Here is a 17,978-nt window from a genome sequence, read left to right as displayed (position 1 = left end):
GTGAGCGATCCCTTCGATGACTGGCTGCTGAGCAACCCCGATCCGGTCGCCATCGCTCGTGGGACTGATCTCGATCGGATCCGACCGCTGCGCTGGAACAAAGCATTTGCCGCGCTGCTTGGGGTGCCGCACCGGCCGGTTTCGGCGCGGCGTGTTCTGGCCGCAGTCAAGCGCGCCATCCGGCTTGACGCCGAGCGGGCGCAGGTATTTGTTACCGATAACCGACGCGCGTTGCGCGAGGGCCGTGTCAGCGCCCGCTGGGAATTCACCGATGCCACAGGGCGGACGTTGCGTGCCCTGGTGGAGCTGACTGCGCTGCCGTCGCTGGGCGACGATGCGCTCTGCGTGCAGATTCGGGACATCGGGGAGGTGCTTGAAACACAGGACGAACTGGCCGCCAGCGAGGCACGTTTCCGGGACCTGTTCGAGGTGGCAACCGACGCCTTCGGCTTCGTGTCGGTGGGTCCGAGCGGACCGGCCTTCATCGATTGCAACACCTGCCTGGCGCGCATGTACGGTGCCATCGACAAGGCGCCGGTCATCGGCACCACGCCGCTCGATTTCTCGCCCCCGCTGCAACCGGACGGCCGGCCGTCGGCGCAGCGGGCGCGCGAGGTATCCGAGCAGGCGCTACGCGATGGTTTCGCGCGTTTCGACTGGTTCTCGCGGCGCCTCGACGGCACGCCGTTCTGGCTCGACGTGACGCTCACTGTGCAGCCCTCCTGGGGCGAGGGTGTGCTGCATTTCTCTGGCCGCGACATCACCGACCGCAAGCAGGCCGAACAGGCGCTGGCGCGCGCCGAGGAACTGGCCCGGGTGACGCTTCAATCGATCGGCGACGGCGTCATTACTACTGACGCCGACGGCCGCGTCACGGCCCTGAACCCGATCGCCGAGCGCCTGACCGGCTGGTCGCAGTCGAGCGCGCTAGGGCAACCGCTGGCGGCGGTGTTCCGGGTGGTGGATGTCCACACGCGGATGCCGATCGACCAGCCCTCGCCATCGCTTGCGGGCGACGATGCGGGCATCGACCTGCCCACGACCTCGGTGCTGTTGAACCTCGATGGCACCGAGTACCACGTCGAAGACTCAGCGGCGCCGATCCGCCTGCCGGATTACACCCTGGCCGGTGCCGTGATCGTGTTTCGCGACGTCACGGACACCCAGCGCATGGCGGCGGAAATCGCCCACCAGGCTCGCCACGATCCCCTGACCGGCCTGCCCAACCGGCGCGCGTTCGAGTACCGCCTGGCCGAGCTGCTGGAGCAGGGCCGGCGCAGCGACGCCGAGCACGCGCTGTGTTACATCGATCTTGACCAGTTCAAGGTCGTCAACGACGGCTGTGGCCACGCCGCCGGCGATGCGCTGCTGACGGAGCTCGCAACCCTGCTGCAACACCAGATTCGCCGCGGTGACCTGCTGGCGCGCCTGGGTGGTGACGAGTTCGGCCTGCTGCTGGCGGACTGCCCGTCGGACCGGGCGGTGCAGATCGCCGGCGAGCTGCTGGCGCTGATTGCCGATTTCCGCTTCCGCTGGAACGAGCGCAGTTTCACCGTCGGCGCCAGCGTTGGTCTGGTGCCGGTGACGGCGGCCTCGGCCTCGGCGGCCGAGCTGATGGCGGAGGCGGATCTCGCCTGCTTCACCGCCAAGGACCTTGGCCGCAACCGCGTCTACCTGTTCCGTCACGGCGATGCGGAGCTGTCGCGCCGCCGGCGCGAGCTGCAATGGGCGAGCGAGCTGCGCGAGGCGCTGGAAGAGCAGCGTTTCCTGCTGTTCGCCCAGCCCATCCACGCGCTCGCGGCCCAAGCGTCACGGCCCTGGTACGAGATTCTGCTGCGCCTGCGCCAGCGGGATGGCCGCATCGTGCTGCCGGGCGCCTTCCTGCCGGCGGCCGAGCGTTTTGGCCTGATGCCGCTGATCGACCGCTACGTGCTGGACCGCGTACTGGCTCGCTTGCTGCGGCCGGACCACGCGCAGGGGGCGCGGCTGTCGGTGAACCTGTCCGGCCGTTCGCTGGAGGACGCATCGATCGTCGACACGCTCGACCGCTACTTCGCGAGCCCCGGCCATCCGCCAGACCAGCTGTGCATCGAGCTGACGGAGACCACCGCTGTGGCGCACCTGGGTCGCACGCGCGAGTTCATCGGCCGCCTGCGCGGCGCCGGCTGCCGCTTCGCGCTCGACGACTTCGGCACCGGCGTGTCGTCGTTCGCGTACCTGAAGCACCTGCCGGTGGATTACCTGAAGCTCGACGGCAGTTTCGTGCGCGACATCACGCGTGAGCCGATCGACCACGCGATGGTGGAGTCGATCCACCGGCTGGCGCAGATCATGGGCTTCGAGACCATCGCGGAATTCATCGAGGACCAGCCGACGCTCGACCTGCTGCGGCAGATCGGCATCCATCATGGGCAGGGCTTCCTGTTCGGTCAGCCGGCTGCGCTGGAGGGTTTGCTCGCGTCGAGCCGGCCGCTGGCCAGCGCCGTCTGATTTTCCGCGTCGGGGCGGGATGCCCCGGCATCCATCGCGGGCGTGAACCCGCGATGGATCGGGCCTGTCACCCGCCGCGGTCGTCCCGCCAGGCCACGTCGCAGCACAGCACGCCGGGCGCGCCGGCCAGCTCGGCGGTAACGGCCGCCGTCACGCAGGCGACGCCGAAGCCGCGCTGCAGGTACGGGCGGCTCATCTGCACCGCCTGCGGGTGGGCGATGGCGCGGGCAAAGAACCCCCGCTCGGACGCGTCCGCGCCGTTCTGGTCCAACAGCATGGGAAACCGCGGCGCCGCCGCCTGCGCGCCGAGCAGGCTGTCGCCGCGCTGCACGCCGTCGCTGTCGAGCCAGTAGCAGCGCAGCAGCGCCGGTTGCCCGACCAGCATGTCGACGCTCACCGGCAGCGGCGCACCGTCGGCAAGGCGGCGCGCCGCGCCCGCCAGGCGCTCGGTCCACTGCTGCACCCAATCGGCTCCCGGCGTCGGCCGCACGGAGCCGGCCGCGGCGGCGCGCAGCGCGTCGATGGACAACGTCTGCGCGGGGTCCACCAGCGCGGGCTGCGGCGGCGCGAAATGGAAACCCTGCGCGAGATCGCAGCCGACTTCCATGGCCAGCAGCGCCTCGTCGAAGTGTTCCACGCCCTCCATCAGTACCAGCGTGCCGCAGTCGTGCAGGAACTCGACCAGGCTCGGCAACAGCCGCCGCTCGTCGGGGCTCGCCATGGCGGCGGTCAGCAGCTCGCGGTCGAGCTTGACGATGTCGACGCCGAGCGACCACAGGCGGGTGACGCTCGACAGGCCGACGCCGTAGTCGTCGATGGCCACCAGGCAGCCGAGCTGGCGGTAATGCGCCACCGCCCGGGCCAGCGTGTCGCCGTCCTGAACGCCGCTCTCGGCGATCTCGACCACCACCCGCGCCGGGTCGATGCCGGTCTCGTCCAGCAAACGACCGAGAAACTCGCCATAGCGGTGCCAGCTCGCCACCACCAGCGGCGACACGTTCAGGAACAGCCAGCCGCTGTCCGCGCCGGCCTGACGGGTGAAATTGCGCAGGTGCAGCATCCGGCTCAGGCGGTCGAGGTCGACCAGGCCGCTCTCGTCGAGCCCGCCGCTGAAGAAGCGAAACGGCGTCGCGCCGCGACCGTCGGCGTAATTCAGGCGCACCAGGCCCTCGTGACCGATGACCCGGCCGGTGCTGAGTGTGACCACCGGCTGGAATGCGCTCGACAGGTGCAGGCCTCGGAAGTGGCCCTCCCACACGCCGTCCGCGTCCTGACGGGCAAGATCCTCGACGGGGCGCACGCGCGGCGCCAGCTTGCTTTGCAGCATGGTGTTCGATTCTGTCCGGTTGAGGGCATCCCGTGCGCGGGGTCCGGCGCACATCCGGGCACTGTATCGACCACCGGCGGCGCGCCTTGATGGCGCGCCGCGTGGGTTTCGTCGAGGAAATGCTGAAAAATTCCATCCCTGGAATTTTTCAGCTCGCTGCCGCGCGGTACACGCCCGCGCGGCGCTCCCCGCACCAAGGGCTACGCCCATGATGCGGGTCGGGGCATCCTGCCCCGAACCGGAAACGTTGAATAAATCAGCGCTTCCCTAACCCCCGAACACCTTGGCGAGGAACGCGATCTCGTCGCCGATGCGCACGTCCAGAATCGCCGCCTTGCCTTCGCGCACCGCCGCCACCGCCCGCCCGACCGCGGCGCGAATCTGCGCCGGATCTTCCACGCGCTCGCCGTGGCCGCCGAAGATCGCCGCGAGCTGGCTGTAGTCCGGTGTCGGGCCGATGCGGGAACTCACGTGGTTGCGATTGGCCACCGCCGCGCCCTGCGGGTACAGGAACTCGGTGCCCATCTGCATGGACCGGTAGTGGCCGTTGTTGAAGATGACGGTCAGCATGCCGACGCCGTACTGCTGCGAGAAACCGAGCGCCGCAAGACCGGGGTTGTAGTTGTAGGTGCCGTCGCCGACGAAGGTGACCAGCACCTTGTCCGGCAGCCCGACGGCGGCGCCAAGCCCCATGCCGATGCCAAGCCCGAGACCGCCCGACAGCGCGTTGATGAAGTGGCCGGGCTTCAGGCGGTCCATCACGTTGATGATGGTGTGATGGGTGAGGATGGTTTCGTCGACGATGACGGCGTCGTCCGGCAGGCAGGCGTTGAGTTCATGGCACAGGAAGCGGGCGTCGATGGGCGTGGTGCTCGCGTTCGCAAGCGCCTGCTCGCGCCACAGCGCGCGCCGGGCGGTGGAGCGTTCGCCCCAGGCGGCGGTGCGCGCGGCGGCACCCGCGGTGGCGGACGGGATGAGTTCCAGCAGCACATCCACCGCCGCCATGGCGTCGCCCTGGACGATCAGGTCGGCCGTGAAGCCCGAGTACGGGTCGCGCTCGCGCAGCGGGTCCTGCGCCACCGAGATCAGCTTGGCGTTCGCTGGCGTCATGGCGGTCGGCGGGTACCACGGCCCCGGCGATTCCAGCATCAGCACGGCGTCGACGTCCTTGAGGTAGGCCTGCGCGTAGTAGCCGGCGTGCAGCGCGTGCTCGCGCGGGAAGTTCACGAAGCCCGGGTGCTGGCCCTCCACCACGCCCGCACCCAGGCGCTCGGCAAGCTGTACCAGCCTCGCCGCCTCGCCAGCCGTACGCACGGCGTTCTCGACGATGATCAGCGGCGCCTTGGCGGCCTTCAGCCACGCCGCGGCCTGTTCGAGCGGCGCGCGCTCGGGCCGCGGGATGGTCGGGTTGGCGTAGCGCGCCGGCGCCGGCAGTACAGCCGGCTGGTGCAGGTGCTCGAACGGCAGCGACAGGAACACCGGCCCCTGCGGCGCGCCCATGGCGAGCGCGCAGGCGCGGTGCACGGCGCCGGCCAGCACGGTCGGCGTGTTCAGGCCAAAGCTCGACTTGCAGAACGAATCCACCAGCCGCGCCGGCCCGCCGTGGTCGGCCAGGAACCGCCCCCACTGCGCGCCGACCCAGGCGTCCGGCCCCTCGCCGAAGGTCACCGACTCGCCGGCCAGCACCAGCAGCGGAATCTGCTCGTGATACGCCGCGCGGATGCCCATGGAGGCGTGCAGCGTGCCGACCGTCGCGTGGATCAGGCACACGCCGAGCCGGCCGGTGGCGCGTGCGTAGCCCATGGCCTGCCCGATGGCGAGATCCTCGTGGCGGGCGTTGTAGTACGTCGGCGCCGGCTGGCCTGCGGCGGCGCGGCGCGCCAGCGCCTCCCACAGCGGCGGCCATTCGGAGCCGGGCGACGAGAAAATCGCCTCCACGCCGTAGCCGTTCAGGATGTCGATCAGGACTTCGGCGCCGTTCGGCTGGCTCATGGTGTTTCTCCTCGGGTTGATAGTCGTTATTGCCGGTGCGGATTCACGCCGGGCTTGACGGCCATCATAGACCGCCCAACCGACCGAACGATCAGCAAGGGCCGCATGCTATTTTTCGGCATCGTCCGGCGACCGGAGCCCCCGCCATGAACGCCCCGTACAGCGTGTCCGACTACGCACATCTGGTGCAGCGCGAGCGCGTGCACAGCGCCATCTACACGGACCCCGCCATCTTCGAGCAGGAGATGGCGCGCATCTTCCACCGGAGCTGGCTGTGCGTCGGTCACGAGGCGGAGCTGCCGAATCCCGGCGACTACCGCGCCACCACCATCGGCCGCCAGCCGGTCGTCATGGTGCGCGGCGACGACGGCCAGGTGCGCGTGTTCATGAACCGCTGCCGCCACCGCGGCATGACGGTGTGCGAGACGGAAACCGGCAACGCGCGCTTTTTCACCTGCTGGTACCACGGCTGGGTGTACAAAAATACCGGTCCGTTGCAGGACGCGCCGGGCCCGGCCGGCTACGGACCCGACTTCTGCAAGGACGACTTCGGCCTCACGCCCGCGCCGCGGCAGGCCATCTACCGCGGCTTCGTGTTCGCGAGCCTGGCACCGACCGGCCCCACGCTCGCCGAGCACCTGGGTCCGGCGGCCAAGTACCTCGACGTCTACATGGACGCCTCGCCGAGCGGGCAGATCGAGGTCACCGCCGGCGTGCACCGCACGCGCTACCGCGGCAACTGGAAGTTCGTCGGCATGGACGGCTACCACCCGCACTACACGCACCGCTCGGTGCTGGACGCCTGGCGGCGGCGCGCCGGCGGCAACATGGCCGACACCCATCACGGCGACCCGTTCGCGGACGAGTCCGGCAACCTCACGCGGGATCTTGGCAACGGCCACGTGCTGCTGGATTTCTTCCCCGGCCGCAGCGCGCATCTGGACCGCTACCTCGCCACCCTGCGCAAGCAGCCGCAGGGCGAGGACTACATCGCGAGCATGTTCGCGTCGTACGGCGACGAGCGCGCGCGCGAACTGCTGGCCTGGGCCGGCGACCCGCACGTCGGCATTTACCCCAACCTGCAATTGATCGGCGTGCAGATTCGCCTCGTGCGCCCACTCGCCGTGGACGACACCGAGGTGCTGATGTTTCCCGGCCTGCTCAAGGGCGTGCCACCCAGCATCAACAGCCTGCGTTTGCGTCAACACGAGTCGTTCTACGGCCCGTCCGGCGCCGGCTCGCCGGACGACGCGGAGCTGTTCGAGCGCAATCAGGAAGGTCTGCAGGCGACGGTCGACCCGTGGCTTTACCTCGCCCGCGGCCTGAACCGGGAGCGCATCGAGCCGGACGGCACGCGCGTGGGCCTCGTCGGCGACGAAACCACCCAGCGCGGGCAACTACGCGGCTGGCTCAAGCTGATGTCGGAGGCCTGATGAGCATCACCCGCGATGCCGTGGAGGCCTTCCTGTTCCACGAGGCCGACCTGCTGGATGAGCTGCGCATCGAGGACTGGCTTGCCCTGTGGACGCCCGAGTGCTGCTACTGGGTGCCCTGCAACGACCGCGACGCCGACAGCACCGACCCCGAGCGGCAGGTGTCCATCATCTACGACGACCGCGCGCGGCTCGAAGACCGCGTGTATCGCCTCATGAGCAGCGCCGCGCACAGCCAGCGGCCGCGCTCGCGCATGCGTCGCGTGGTCGGCAACCTGCGTTTCGAGCTGCGCGAGGGCGAGGTGCACACGCGCAGCAACTTCGTGCTGGCGGAACTGCGCCGCGGCCGACAGGAAATCTGGTCCGGCGTCAGCCAGCACCGCCTGCTGCCAGACGGTGACAGTTTCAGGATCAAGGCCAAGACCGTGCTGCTGACGCAAAGCGACATGGCGATCGACAACCTGACGTTTCTGCTTTAAGGCGGTCGCCGCGGTCTTCAGCGCCCCGGGCGATACAAGGTCATCAATCGCTGGCACGCCGCCGTCGGCGTGATCTCGCCGGCCACCACGGCGGCGGTTACGCCGTCCAGCGCCGCGGCCACGGCCGGATGACCGCGAAAGCCGCCCTGCAATGCCTCGCCGATCAGCGTCCACAGCCAGCTCACGGATTGATGGGCGCGTTTGGTGGCCAGTTCCCCGCTGCCGGTGAGGGTGGCGTGAAAGCGCCGCACGGCGTCCCATACGTCACCAATGCCCTGGTGCTGCAGTGCGCTTGCCGTGAGCACGGGCACGGACCAGTTGGGCGAGGCGGGGTGCAGCAGGTGCAGCGCCACCTCGAACTGGCTTTTCGCCAGCGCCGCGGCCTGCGGGTTGCTGTCGGCCTTGTTGATGACGATGAGGTCGGCGAGCTCCACCACGCCTTTCTTGAGGGCCTGAAGTTCGTCGCCGGCGTTGGGCAATTGCAGCAGCAGGAAGCAGTCGACCATGCCGGCGACGGCGGTTTCGGACTGGCCGACGCCGACGGTCTCCACCAGCACCACGTCGTAGCCGGCGGCCTCGCACAGCAGCAGGCTCTCGCGCGTGCGGCTGGCGACGCCGCCGAGGCTGCCGCCGGACGGCGACGGCCGGATGAAGGCCGCCGGCTCGCGCGACAGCAGTTCCATGCGTGTCTTGTCGCCGAGGATCGACCCGCCGGTGCGCTGGCTCGACGGGTCCACCGCCAGCACGGCCAGGCGATGACCGCGGGCGATGAGGTAAAGCCCGAGCGCCTCGATGAAGGTGGATTTGCCGACGCCGGGCACGCCACTGATGCCAAGCCGCACGGCGCCGCCGGTGTGCGGCGCGAGCGTGGCGAGCAGGGCATCGGCCCACGGGCGGTCCTGCGGGCGGGTGGACTCGACCAGCGTGATGGCCTTGGCGAGCGCCCGCCGCTCGCCGGCGTGCAGCGCCGTTGCCAGCGCGGCGTCGGCGGCGGTCAAGACGCCGCGTGCGCCGGCCGGGCGGCGCGGATGGCGTGCAGCACCTCGCGCGCGGCCTTCGGAATCACCGTGCCGGGGCCGAAGATGCCGGCCACGCCCGCCGCGCGCAGGAAGTCGTAATCCTGCGGCGGGATGACGCCGCCGACCACCACCAGGATGTCGTCCGCGCCCTCGGCCTTGAGCGCCGCGATGATCTGCGGCACGAGTGTCTTGTGGCCGGCGGCCAGACTCGAAATGCCGACCACGTGCACGTCGTTTTCCACCGCCTGGCGGGCCGCTTCTTCCGGCGTCTGGAACAGCGGGCCGATGTCGACGTCGAAACCCAGGTCCGCAAACGCGGTGGCGATGACCTTGGCGCCGCGGTCGTGCCCGTCCTGGCCGAGCTTGGCGACCATGATGCGCGGCCGGCGGCCGTAGTCGCGCTGGAAGGCCTCGATGTCGCCGCGCAGTTCGTCCCAGCCGCTGTCGCCGGCGTAGGCCGCACCGTACACGCCGGACACGGACTGTGCCTGCGCGCGGTGGCGGCCGTAGACGGCCTCGAGCGCGTCGCTGATTTCGCCGACCGTGGCGCGCGCCCGCGTGGCGGCGACGGCCAGCGCCAGCAGGTTGCCCGTGCCGCTGCGTGCGGCGTCTGTCAGCGCGGCGAGCGCGGCCTGCACGGCGGCCTCGTCGCGGGCGGCGCGCAGCGCGTTCAGGCGCGCGATCTGGCCTACCCGAACCTTGGCGTTGTCCACTTCCAGCGTGTCGACGCTGTCCTCGGCGGCCAGGCGGTATTTGTTCACGCCGACGATGGCGTCCTCGCCGCGGTCGATGCGCGCCTGCTTGGCGGCGGCGCATTCCTCGATGCGCAGCTTCGGCATGCCGGTGTCGATCGCCTTGGTCATGCCGCCGAGCGCCTCGACTTCCTCGATGATCGCCCACGCCTGGTCGGCCATGTCCTGCGTGAGCTTCTCCATCAGGTACGAGCCGCCCCAGGGGTCGATCACGTTCGTGATGTGGGTTTCTTCCTGGATCACGAGCTGCGTGTTGCGGGCGATGCGCGCCGAGAACTCGGTCGGCAGCGCGATCGCCTCGTCGAGCGCGTTGGTGTGCAGGCTCTGCGTGCCGCCGAACACCGCCGCCATCGCCTCGATGGTGGTGCGGATGACGTTGTTGTACGGGTCCTGCTCGGTCAGCGACCAGCCCGACGTCTGGCAGTGCGTGCGCAGCATCAGCGAGCGCGGGTCCCTGGCGCCGAACTCCTTCATGATCCGCCACCACAGCAGGCGCGCCGCGCGCAGCTTGGCGACCTCGAGATAAAAGTTCATGCCGATGGCGAAGAAGAACGACAGCCGCGGCGCGAAGGCGTCGATGTCGAGCCCGCCGGCGCGGGCGGCGCGCACGTACTCCATGCCGTCCGCCAGCGTGAAGGCCAGTTCCAACGCCTGCGTGGCCCCGGCTTCCTGAATGTGGTAGCCGGAAATCGAGATCGAGTTGAACTTCGGCATGTGCTGCGCGGTGTAGGCGATGATGTCGCCGACGATGCGCATGGACGGTTCCGGCGGGTAGATGTACGTGTTGCGGACCATGAACTCCTTGAGGATGTCGTTCTGGATGGTGCCGCTGAGCTGCTCCTGGCCGACGCCCTGTTCCTCCGCCGCCACGATGTAACCCGCCAGCACCGGCAGCACGGCGCCGTTCATGGTCATCGACACGCTGACCTGGTCGAGCGGGATGCCGTCGAACAGGACCTTCATGTCCTCCACGGAGTCGATGGCCACACCGGCCTTGCCGACGTCGCCCACCACGCGCGGGTGGTCCGAGTCGTAGCCGCGGTGGGTGGCCAGATCAAACGCCACCGACACACCCTGACCGCCGGCCGCCAGCGCCTTGCGGTAGAAGGCGTTGCTTTCCTCGGCGGTTGAAAAACCCGCGTACTGGCGGATGGTCCACGGCCGCCCGGCGTACATGGTCGGCTGCGGCCCGCGCACGAACGGCTCGAAGCCCGGCAACGTGTCGGTGAACTCCAGCTCCCGTACATCCGCCGCCGTGTACAGCGGTTTCACGGCCAGGCCGTCCGGCGTGTGCCAGGTGAGCGTGTCCAGCGACTTGCCGCGCAGCGTCTTTTCGGCGGCGGCCTGCCACTGTTCGAGCGACACGGACGGGAACTTGGGGTAAGTCATGGCGGTGCTTCGGGTTTTGGCTGGCGCGGGCGGTGGAGCGGGCATTTTACTGCCTGCGTCCGCGCTGCCCCGCCGGCGCGGCAGGCGTGGGGCGTGCCTAAGGCCGAGTGGGTATATTCATAGAACGGATTGACCTACCAACTGACAAGCCGAGGAGCGACCGATGGCCGACAGCCCCCACTACGACGTGTTGATCATCGGCGGTGGAGCGGGTGGCCTCGCGGTGGCCTCGGCGCTCAAGAACTCCCGACCGCAACTGCGCACGGCGGTGGTGGAACCGAAGGACACGCACGACTACCAGCCCGGCTGGACGCTGGTCGGCGGCGGCGTGATGGCGGCGGAAAAGACCCGCCGTCCGATGCGCGATTTCATGCCGACCACCTGGATACGCGATGCGGTAGGCGAATTCGACCCTGCCGGCAACGCGGTGGTGCTGGCGTCCGGCCGGCGCGTGGGTTATGACCAGCTCGTGGTGGCGACCGGTCTGCAACTGGACTGGGACCGCATCGAGGGACTCACGGACGCGCTGGGGCGCGATGGCGTCACCAGCAACTACCGCGGCGATCTTGCGCCCTACACCTGGCAGTGCGTGCAGAACTTCCGTGGCGGGCGGGCACTGTTCACGCAGCCGCCGATGCCGATCAAGTGCGCCGGCGCACCGCAGAAAGTGCTGTATCTAGCAGCCGACGAGTGGCGGCGGCGCGGCGTGCCAGCCGAGCCGCATTTCTACACGGCGGGTCCGGCCATGTTCGGCGTGCCGTATTACGCCAAGGCGCTCGATGGCGTGATTGCCGGCTACGGCGGCACGCCGCATTTCGGCCACAACCTGGTGGCCGTGGACGGCGCGCGGCGCGAGGCCACCTTCGAGCGCGCCGACGGCGGCGGGCGCGTCACCGAGCATTACGACCTGCTGCACGTGACGCCACCGCAGAGCGCGCCCGACGTGATCAAGCAAAGCCCGCTCGCCGATGCCGCGGGCTGGGTGGAGGTGGACCGCTCCAGCCTGCGCCACCCGCGCTTCGACAACGTGTTCGCGCTGGGCGACTGTGCCGGCACGTCGAACGCCAAGACCGCCGCGGCGGTGCGCAAGCAGTTTCCGGTGCTGATGGCCAACCTGCTCGCGGCGCGCGACGGCAAGCCCGTCACGGCCGGCTACGACGGCTACGGCGGCTGCCCGCTGACCGTGGAGCGCGGCAAGGTGCTGCTGGCCGAGTTCTGCTACGACGGCAAGGTGGTGTCCACGCTGCCGCTCGACCCGGCCAAACCGCGCCGTCTGTACTGGTGGATGAAGACCACGCTGTTCCCGTGGATGTACTGGAACGTCATCCTGCGCGGGCGGGACTGGAAGTACCCGGCGCATCGGCCGCACGGCTGACGGGCCGTCCTGGAGCGGCGTCAGCCGCGCCGCGATCTCACGCGTCTACCCCACCGAGCGCCCGGTAAAGCGCCTCGTAGCGCGCCGGTCTGTGGGTGGCGTCGAGCGGGTCCTCGACCTGCGCCGCCGTCTGCGCAGCGCGGTCCCAGGCGGCGCGGTCGAGCCGCTGCTCGGCGCGTGGCAGCAGCTCGGTTTCCTCGCGGCGCAGATGGGCGCGCTGGGCGGCGACAAACTCCTGTCCGGCCGTCGTGAGCTGCGCTCGCGACAGGGCGGCATCGTCGAACTCGATCGCCTCGATCAGCCGGTAGAACGCCGCGCTGTCATGAAACAGCCGCTCGTGCTCGGCAATCTGTTCGCGGCAGGCGGCCGCCGCGCCGGGGTCGGCCTCGGCCAGCAGCCCGAACAGCACGTCCTCGACCGGATGATGCAGGCGGTTCGGGAATTCGGTGCTGTACGTCATGGCGTCGCGCATCAGGTCGAAGTCGACCTCGTCGGCGCGCGCCAGGGCGTCGTGCTGCGCCTCCAGCACACCCAGCACCCGCGTCAGGTGCCGGTGATCGTCTCTGAGGCGTTGTGCCAGTGGGTGCATGGTCACACCTCGCAGGTAGCCCGACCAGGCTTGATTTAACACCCCGCCTCGCCTCGCTGGAAGCCACCGGCCGAACGCCGCTTGCGTCGGATCACGACACGCCACCGAACCGGCGGTCCACAATCAATCCATGGCAGGACACGCGCATCCGATGAAGCTGATCGACCTCGACGGCCTGCAGGCGCTGCTGGTGGCGCTGCGCGCGCAGGGTTACGACACCATCGGCCCGGTGCGGCGTGACGGCGTCATCGTCTACGAGCGCATCGATACGGTGGCAGACCTGCCGGCCGGCTGGACGGATCGCCAGGCGCCCGGCAGTTATCGCCTTGAGCGCCGCGACGACGCGGCCGTGTTCGGCTACGCCGTGGGGCCGCATTCCTGGAAGCGGTATCTGTTCCCCCCGAAACAGACGCTGTTCTCGGTGCGGCGCGAGGCGGACGGTGGCCTCGCCTTCGAGCCCGCGCCACTCGACGCGCCCAAGCGCGCGTTCATCGGCGTGCGTGCCTGCGAGCTCGCCGCCATCGGCGTGCAGGACCGGGTGTTCGCCGGCGGCGAGCACGTCGATGCCGCCTACGCCGCCCGGCGCGAGGCCGTGCTGCTGGTGGCGGTGAACTGTGCAGTGGCGGCCGATACCTGTTTCTGCGCGGCCATGGACACCGGCCCCGCGGTGCGCGGCGGGCATGATCTCGCGCTCACCGAGCTGATCGACGGCGCCGGTCAGCGCTTTCTGGTCGAGGCCGGCAGCGCGGCGGGCAGGGCGCTGCTGGTCAGTCTGCCCGGTTGCCCGGCGAGTGCCGACGACATCGCCGCCGCGCGCGCGCAGACCGAACGCAACGCCGCCGCGCAGACGCGGAGCATGGATGCCGTCGCCACCCCGGCCCTGCTGCTGCGCAACCTGGAACACCCGCGCTGGGACGAGGTGGCCGAGCGTTGCCTGTCCTGCGCCAACTGCACGCTGGCCTGTCCCACCTGCTTCTGCTCGACCAACCAGGAGGTCACGGACCTCGCCGGCGCGGCGCACCGCGAGCGGGTGTGGGATTCCTGCTTCAACGTCGATTTCACGCACCTCGGCCACGGCAGCGTGCGCGGCTCAGTCAAGTCGCGCTACCGGCAGTGGCTGACGCACAAGCTCGCCACCTGGCACGACCAGTTCGGGCAGAGCGGCTGCGTCGGTTGCGGGCGCTGCATCACCTGGTGCCCGGTCGGCATCGATCTGACCGAGGAGGTCGCCGCGATCGCCGCAAGCGACGGAGGGTCCAAGTCATGACGCTGCGCGAACTGGTGGAGCACCAGCGTTTCTGCGAGGGACTCGCGCCGCAGCAGTGCGACGGCCTCGCCGGCTGCGCGAGTGAGAAAACCTTCGCGCCGGGCGCCTACCTGCTGCGCCAGCACGCGCCGGCGGATGCCTTCTATCTGGTGCTGGACGGGCAGGTCGAGATCAAGCTGGCCTTGCCCGGACAGGGCATCGTCACGCTGGAGACGGTCGGTCCCGACGAGGCGGTGGGCTGGTCGTGGTTCCAGCCGCCGTACCGCTGCCAGTTCGACGCCCGGGCGGTGACGCCGACCCGTGTGCTGGCCTTCGATGCAGCCCGCCTGCGCGACTTGATGGAGCGCGATCCCGCCGTCGGTTACGCGGTGCTGAAAACGCTGGTGGCGACGCTGAGCGAACGCGTGCAGTCCTGCCGGTTGCAGGTGCTCGACGTGTACGCGCCGCCGGGCGGCGCGCCGTGAGCATCGCGGCCGAACCGCAGCTGCCGGCGCCGTGGCGCATCACCGAGCGCCGCCAGGACACCGCCGACGTGTTCACCTGGATGGTGGCGCCGCTCGGCGATGCCGGCATCGACTGCGCGCCCGGCCAGTTCAACATGCTGTACGCCCATGGCATCGGCGAGGTGCCGGTCTCGATTGCCGGCGTGGGGGAGGGCGGCACGCTGCTGCACACCGTGCGCGCCGTCGGCAGCGTGACCCGCGCGCTGGCCGGGCTCGCCACCGGCACGGTGATCGGACTGCGCGGTGCATACGGCAGCGCCTGGCCACTGGACGCCGCCGCGGGCGGGGATCTGGTGATCGTCGCCGGTGGCCTGGGTCTGGCGCCGCTGCGTCAGGCCATCGTGCAGGTGCTCGCGCAGCGCGAGCGTTACGGGCGCGTGTGCATCCTCTACGGCACGCGCACGCCGGCGGACGTGCTGTACGGCGGCGAGCTGGCCGCCTGGGCGGCGCATCGGGACGTGGAGTTCGCCATCACGGTGGACCGTGCCAGCGCCGGCTGGGGTGGCGAGGTGGGGGTGGTGACGCGTCTGGTGGCGCGCGCCGGCTTCGATCCCGAGCGCACCACGGCGCTGGTGTGCGGGCCGGAGATCATGATGCGCTTCACGGCCGAGGCGCTGCTCAAGCGCGGCGTGCCGGAAGGGGCCGTGTATCTGTCGCTCGAACGCAACATGAAGTGCGCCGTCGGCTACTGCGGCCACTGCCAGCTCGGCCCGCATTTCGTCTGCCGCGACGGGCCGGTGCTGGCCTGGCCGCGGCTCAAGGCGCTGATCGACGTGCCGGAGCTCTGATATGGCCAGACCCCGCATTGCGGTGTGGAAGTTCGCGTCCTGCGACGGCTGTCAGCTCAGTCTCCTCGACTGCGAGGACGAGCTGCTGGCGGTGGCCGACGCGGTCGACATCGCGCTGTTCCCGGAGGCGTCGAGCCGCATGGAGCCCGGGCCGTACGACATCTCGTTCGTGGAGGGCTCGATCACCAGCGCGCACGACCGCGATCGCATTGCCGACGTGCGCGCCCAGTCACGGCTGCTGATCACCATCGGCGCCTGCGCCACGGCGGGCGGCATCCAGGCGCTGCGCAACCTGCGCGACGTGGAGGAGTGGAAGCGGATTGTTTACGCGCGGCCGGAGTGGATCGACAGCCTGGCGACCTCGACGCCGATCGCCGCCCACGTCAAGGTCGACTACGAACTGCGCGGCTGCCCGGTCAACAAGCAGCAACTGCTGGAGCTGATCGCCGCGCTGCTGGCCGGCCGGCGGCCGAACGTGGCGACCCACAGCGTGTGCGAGGAGTGCAAGGCGCGCGGCAGCGCCTGCGTGCTGGTGGCGCACGGCACGCCGTGCCTCGGGCCCGTCACGCAGGCCGGCTGCGGGGCCATCTGCCCGGCCTACAACCGCGGCTGCTACGGCTGCTTCGGGCCGAAGGAAACGCCGAACGCGCCGGCGCTGAGCGAGCATCTGCTGGCCGCCGGCATGTCGCCCGCCACCTTGACGCGGCTTTACCGCACCTTCAACGCCGCCGCGCCGGCCTTCGCCGACGAGGCCGCCCGCCACGACGGCACGCCATGACCGACGCCACGCGCACCATCGACGTGAACTACCTCGCCCGCGTGGAAGGCGAGGGCGCGCTGCATCTTTCCATCGCGGGCGGCCAGCTTGCGGCAGCGGAACTGCGCATCTTCGAGCCGCCGCGGTATTTCGAAGCGCTGCTGCGCGGGCGCGACTGCCGCGAGGCGCCGGACATCACCGCCCGCATCTGCGGCATCTGTCCGGTGGCGTACCTGATGAGCGCCTGCGCCGCCATCGAGGACCTGTGCGGCGTGACCGTGCCGGCGCCGATCGCCGACCTGCGCCGGCTGCTGTACTGCGGCGAGTGGATCGAAAGCCACGTGCTGCACATGTTCATGCTGCACCTGCCGGATTTTCTGGGCTACCCGGACGCGGTGAGCCTGGCTCGGGACCACGGCGAGCTGGTGCGCACGGCGCTGCGCATCAAGAAGGCCGGCAACGGCATCGTGGCGCTGCTCGGCGGGCGCGAGATTCATCCCATCAACGTGCGCATCGGCGGCTTCTATCGGCTGCCGACGCGGGCGGAACTGGCGCCGCTGCGCGACGAGCTCGCGTGGGCGCTGGAGGCAATGGAAACGGCGCTGGTTCCGCTCGCGGCGCTCGATTTCCCGGACTTCCAGCGCGACTACACCTTCGTCGCCCTGCGGCACGACAGCGAGTACCCGATGGGCCGCGGGCGCCTGGTGTCGAGCGGCGGCGTCGATCTGCCCATCGCCAGCTACGACGACTACCTCACCGAACACCACGTCCGGCACTCCACCTCGCTGCACAGCCGCACCGCCGATGGCGGCGTGGTGCACCTGGGCCCGCTGGCGCGCTATGCGCTGAACGGCGACCGGCTCACGCCGCGGGCCCGGGCGGCGGCGCAGGCGGCCGGGCTGCCGGCGGTGGTACGCAACCCGTTCCGCAGCATTCTGGTGCGCGGCGTGGAAGTGGTGCTGGCACTCGAAGAGGCGCTGCGCCTGATCGACAGCTATGCGCCCGGCGACACGCCGGCCGTGGCGATCGAGCCACGCGCCGGGGTGGGCTACGGCGCCACCGAGGCGCCGCGCGGTGTGCTCTATCACCGCTACCAGGTCGATGAGTCGGGCCTCATCGCGGACGCCAAGATCGTCGCCCCGACGTCGGTGAACCAGGCCGTGATCGAGGCCGATCTTCGCCATGTCGTCGAGCCGCGGCTCGACCAGCCGGACGAGGCGCTGCGCGCCGTGTGCGAGACCGCCATCCGCAACTACGACCCGTGCATCTCCTGCTCGGCGCATTTCCTCACGCTGACCGTGGAGCGGCGCTGAGTGGGGCTGCGCGTGCTCGGCATCGGCAACGCTGCCCGACGCGACGACGGCGTGGGTGTGTGGGTGGCCCGGCAGCTCGCCGTGCGGCTTGGCGAGGGTGCCGATGTGCGCGTGCTGGGTGACGACGGCTTCGCGCTGCTGGACGCACTCGCCGGAGGCGAGGCGGCAATCCTCATCGACGCCGTGCGGTCCGGCGCCGCGCCAGGCACGGTGCACCGCTTCGATGCCGCCACAAGGCCGCTGCCGCCGACCCTGCTGCGCTGCTCGACGCACGCGCTCGGCGTCGCCGAGGCCGTGGAACTCGCCAGGGCGCTCGGCCAGCTCCCGGCGCTGCTCGCCGTGTACGGCATCGAGGGCGCCGATTTCGACATCGGCGAGGGGTTGAGCCCGCCGGTGGCGGCGGCAGCGGCGGCGCTCGTTGAAGAGCTGGCCACAGCTTGACTCATGTGGGAGGCCCGCCCTCGGGCCGAATGTCGGGGCGGGCCGGTAGCGACCGGAAGATTCG

The 17,978-nt window shown here is 70.2% G+C and carries 15 protein-coding genes; 10 read left to right on the top strand and 5 right to left on the bottom strand.

Annotated elements, in window-relative coordinates; translation table 11 throughout:
- Positions 1 to 2,490, top strand: a complete 2,490-nt coding sequence (locus AB7F93_RS02340; protein ID WP_428301272.1) for an EAL domain-containing protein — start codon at positions 1 to 3, stop codon at positions 2,488 to 2,490.
- A 67-nt stretch (positions 2,491 to 2,557) separates the two neighbouring features.
- Here the strand turns inward: AB7F93_RS02340 and AB7F93_RS02335 are convergent, their stop codons facing one another.
- Positions 2,558 to 3,817: an EAL domain-containing protein gene (locus AB7F93_RS02335; protein WP_428301271.1), complete on the bottom strand. Its 1,260-nt coding sequence runs from the start codon at positions 3,815 to 3,817 to the stop codon at positions 2,558 to 2,560.
- A 267-nt stretch (positions 3,818 to 4,084) separates the two neighbouring features.
- Complete coding sequence (locus AB7F93_RS02330; protein ID WP_428301270.1) at positions 4,085 to 5,809, bottom strand: thiamine pyrophosphate-binding protein; 1,725 nt, start codon at positions 5,807 to 5,809, stop codon at positions 4,085 to 4,087.
- Between the two features lie 146 nt (positions 5,810 to 5,955).
- On the opposite strand from AB7F93_RS02330, the gene AB7F93_RS02325 reads away from it, so the two are divergent.
- Both AB7F93_RS02325 and AB7F93_RS02320 read left to right on the top strand, forming a co-directional pair.
- On the top strand, positions 5,956 to 7,242 hold the full coding sequence (locus AB7F93_RS02325; RefSeq protein WP_428301269.1) for an aromatic ring-hydroxylating oxygenase subunit alpha: 1,287 nt from the start codon (positions 5,956 to 5,958) through the stop codon (positions 7,240 to 7,242).
- Complete coding sequence (locus AB7F93_RS02320; RefSeq protein WP_428301268.1) at positions 7,242 to 7,721, top strand: aromatic-ring-hydroxylating dioxygenase subunit beta; 480 nt, start codon at positions 7,242 to 7,244, stop codon at positions 7,719 to 7,721. Before AB7F93_RS02325 ends, AB7F93_RS02320 begins: the two co-directional genes overlap by 1 nt.
- A gap of 17 nt (positions 7,722 to 7,738) precedes the next feature.
- Here AB7F93_RS02320 and meaB read toward each other — a convergent pair whose 3' ends face one another.
- Together meaB and scpA are read right to left on the bottom strand one after the other, a co-directional pair.
- Entirely contained in the window at positions 7,739 to 8,719 is a 981-nt protein-coding gene (gene meaB, locus AB7F93_RS02315) for a methylmalonyl Co-A mutase-associated GTPase MeaB (protein WP_428301267.1), read from the bottom strand.
- A complete protein-coding gene (gene scpA, locus AB7F93_RS02310; RefSeq protein ID WP_428301266.1) occupies positions 8,716 to 10,881 on the bottom strand; it encodes a methylmalonyl-CoA mutase in 2,166 nt (721 codons plus the stop codon). Before scpA ends, meaB begins: the two co-directional genes overlap by 4 nt.
- Positions 10,882 to 11,044: 163 nt before the next feature.
- On the opposite strand from scpA, the gene AB7F93_RS02305 reads away from it, so the two are divergent.
- Entirely contained in the window at positions 11,045 to 12,256 is a 1,212-nt protein-coding gene (locus AB7F93_RS02305; RefSeq protein ID WP_428301265.1) for an NAD(P)/FAD-dependent oxidoreductase, read from the top strand.
- Positions 12,257 to 12,293: 37 nt separating this feature from the next.
- Here AB7F93_RS02305 and AB7F93_RS02300 read toward each other — a convergent pair whose 3' ends face one another.
- Positions 12,294 to 12,845, bottom strand: coding sequence for a hemerythrin domain-containing protein (locus AB7F93_RS02300; protein WP_428301264.1), 552 nt, complete (start codon positions 12,843 to 12,845; stop codon positions 12,294 to 12,296).
- Positions 12,846 to 12,996: 151 nt separating this feature from the next.
- Here AB7F93_RS02300 and AB7F93_RS02295 point away from each other — a divergent pair, with 151 nt between their 5' ends.
- The 6 genes from AB7F93_RS02295 to AB7F93_RS02270 are packed head-to-tail and all read left to right on the top strand — an operon-like array spanning position 12,997 to position 17,914.
- Complete coding sequence (locus AB7F93_RS02295) at positions 12,997 to 14,112, top strand: 4Fe-4S dicluster domain-containing protein (protein WP_428301263.1); 1,116 nt, start codon at positions 12,997 to 12,999, stop codon at positions 14,110 to 14,112.
- Positions 14,109 to 14,576 carry a cyclic nucleotide-binding domain-containing protein gene (locus AB7F93_RS02290; RefSeq protein ID WP_428301262.1) on the top strand — a complete coding sequence of 156 codons (468 nt, stop codon included), beginning with the start codon at positions 14,109 to 14,111 and terminating at the stop codon, positions 14,574 to 14,576. Before AB7F93_RS02295 ends, AB7F93_RS02290 begins: the two co-directional genes overlap by 4 nt.
- Entirely contained in the window at positions 14,573 to 15,403 is an 831-nt protein-coding gene (locus AB7F93_RS02285) for an FAD/NAD(P)-binding protein (protein ID WP_428301261.1), read from the top strand. The genes AB7F93_RS02290 and AB7F93_RS02285 overlap by 4 nt, the downstream gene beginning before the upstream one ends.
- Before the next feature lies 1 nt (position 15,404).
- Complete coding sequence (locus AB7F93_RS02280) at positions 15,405 to 16,181, top strand: oxidoreductase (protein ID WP_428301260.1); 777 nt, start codon at positions 15,405 to 15,407, stop codon at positions 16,179 to 16,181.
- Positions 16,178 to 17,473, top strand: a complete 1,296-nt coding sequence (locus tag AB7F93_RS02275) for a Ni/Fe hydrogenase subunit alpha (protein WP_428301259.1) — start codon at positions 16,178 to 16,180, stop codon at positions 17,471 to 17,473. Before AB7F93_RS02280 ends, AB7F93_RS02275 begins: the two co-directional genes overlap by 4 nt.
- Entirely contained in the window at positions 17,474 to 17,914 is a 441-nt protein-coding gene (locus AB7F93_RS02270; RefSeq protein WP_428301258.1) for a hydrogenase maturation protease, read from the top strand. It begins immediately after the preceding gene.
- The last annotated feature ends 64 nt before the right edge of the window (positions 17,915 to 17,978 follow it).

This window comes from Immundisolibacter sp. (assembly GCF_050250495.1).
Taxonomy (GTDB): Bacteria; Pseudomonadota; Gammaproteobacteria; order Immundisolibacterales; family Immundisolibacteraceae; genus Immundisolibacter.
Note: the sequence above shows the minus strand (reverse complement) of the source record. Positions and strands in the feature narration are given on the sequence as shown.

What these genes read in the sequence shown, in the direction of transcription:
- AB7F93_RS02335 (WP_428301271.1), bottom strand. Translation starts at nt 3,817, where the DNA reads ATGCTGCAAAGCAAGCTGGCGCCGCGCGTGCGCCCCGTCGAGGATCTT.
- AB7F93_RS02330 (WP_428301270.1), bottom strand. Translation starts at nt 5,809, where the DNA reads ATGAGCCAGCCGAACGGCGCCGAAGTCCTGATCGACATCCTGAACGGC.
- AB7F93_RS02325 (WP_428301269.1), top strand. Translation starts at nt 5,956, where the DNA reads ATGAACGCCCCGTACAGCGTGTCCGACTACGCACATCTGGTGCAGCGC.
- AB7F93_RS02320 (WP_428301268.1), top strand. Translation starts at nt 7,242, where the DNA reads ATGAGCATCACCCGCGATGCCGTGGAGGCCTTCCTGTTCCACGAGGCC.
- scpA (WP_428301266.1), bottom strand. Translation starts at nt 10,881, where the DNA reads ATGACTTACCCCAAGTTCCCGTCCGTGTCGCTCGAACAGTGGCAGGCC.
- AB7F93_RS02305 (WP_428301265.1), top strand. Translation starts at nt 11,045, where the DNA reads ATGGCCGACAGCCCCCACTACGACGTGTTGATCATCGGCGGTGGAGCG.
- AB7F93_RS02300 (WP_428301264.1), bottom strand. Translation starts at nt 12,845, where the DNA reads ATGCACCCACTGGCACAACGCCTCAGAGACGATCACCGGCACCTGACG.
- AB7F93_RS02295 (WP_428301263.1), top strand. Translation starts at nt 12,997, where the DNA reads ATGAAGCTGATCGACCTCGACGGCCTGCAGGCGCTGCTGGTGGCGCTG.
- AB7F93_RS02290 (WP_428301262.1), top strand. Translation starts at nt 14,109, where the DNA reads ATGACGCTGCGCGAACTGGTGGAGCACCAGCGTTTCTGCGAGGGACTC.
- AB7F93_RS02280 (WP_428301260.1), top strand. Translation starts at nt 15,405, where the DNA reads ATGGCCAGACCCCGCATTGCGGTGTGGAAGTTCGCGTCCTGCGACGGC.
- AB7F93_RS02275 (WP_428301259.1), top strand. Translation starts at nt 16,178, where the DNA reads ATGACCGACGCCACGCGCACCATCGACGTGAACTACCTCGCCCGCGTG.